The organism is Streptomyces sp. NPDC004647, assembly GCF_040609575.1.
GTDB lineage: Bacteria > Actinomycetota > Actinomycetes > Streptomycetales > Streptomycetaceae > Streptomyces.
Map to the genome: position 1 here is coordinate 1 of NZ_JBEXKU010000221.1, position 1,173 is coordinate 1,173.

The following is a 1,173-nucleotide window of genomic DNA, read 5'->3' on the forward strand; positions in this document are numbered from 1 at the left end:
ACCACCTTTTAAACCCCCTCCCGCCCCAAACTGTTCCCCTCCCCCCCTCTCTCCCTAATTCTTCCGCCTTACCACCCCGGGGGGCCGCGCCGCCCCCCCGGCCGGGGCGACGGCGGGCGCGGGCGAGGGGGCTGTTACGGAGGCGGAGAGGGTGCTCATCGGGTGCCGCCGCCCAGCCAGTCCAGACTCTGGCCCGCGGCCTGCCCGCCCGCGCCCACCAGCTCCAGGAACGCTGTCTGCAACGACGGGGCGTCACCCCGTACCTCGGCCAGCGTCCCGTGCGCCCGGATGCGTCCGGCCGCCATCACCGCGACCCAGTCGCACAGCGATTCCACCAGCTCCATCACATGGCTGGAGAACACAACGGTCGCGCCCGAGGCGGTGTAGCGCTCCAGCACCCCGCGGATCGTCTGCGCCGAAACCGGGTCCACGCCCTCGAACGGCTCGTCCAGGAACAGCACCTGAGGGTTGTGCAGCAGTGCCGCCGCCAGCCCGATCTTCTTCCGCATACCCGTCGAGTAGTCGACGACCAACTTGTGCTGCGCCGACGCCAGGTCGAGTACGTCCAGCAGCTGGGTGGACCGCTTGTCCACCTCTTCGGCCGGCAGCCCGCGCAGCCGGCCCGTGTACGCGAGCAGCTCCCGGCCGGACAGCCGCTCGAAGAGGCGCAGCCCCTCGGGGAGCACACCGATCCGTGCCTTCACCGCGACCGGGTCCCGCCATACGTCGTGGCCCGCGATCTCCACTTGGCCGGCGTCGGGCCGCAGGAGGCCGGTCACCATGGAGAGCGTTGTCGTCTTGCCCGCGCCGTTCGGGCCGACGAGACCGATGAACTGCCCCGCGGGCAGCTCCAGATCGATCCCCGCGACCGCGACCTGCTCGCCGAAGCGCTTCCACAGCCCCTGGATACGGACTGCTGAGGCCGGTGCAGCGGTAGTCGGTTCAGCCCCGGACCCGGTTGCTCGAGTACGAGCGTCCCCGGTCTGAGTGCCCCCGGTTCGTGAGTCCCCGGTCCGTGCGTCCCCGGCCCGGTCGCCGCCGGTCGCCGTTTCCCTCGTGGCCGACTCGACTGCCGGGTCGGTGTGTTCTGGCTCCCTTGCCACGTTTGTTGCCTCTCGACGTCCCCGCAGGAGCGCCGCGCGCCCCCGTCCGTGTCCACGATACGGGCGGGGG

1 protein-coding gene is annotated in these 1,173 nt (G+C 71.4%); it reads right to left on the reverse strand.

Annotation, left to right across the window (positions count from 1 at the left end; translation table 11 throughout):
* Positions 1-155: 155 nt before the first annotated feature.
* Entirely contained in the window at positions 156-908 is a 753-nt protein-coding gene (locus tag ABZW18_RS34795) for an ABC transporter ATP-binding protein (protein ID WP_356195532.1), read from the reverse strand.
* Positions 909-1,173: the final 265 nt, after the last annotated feature.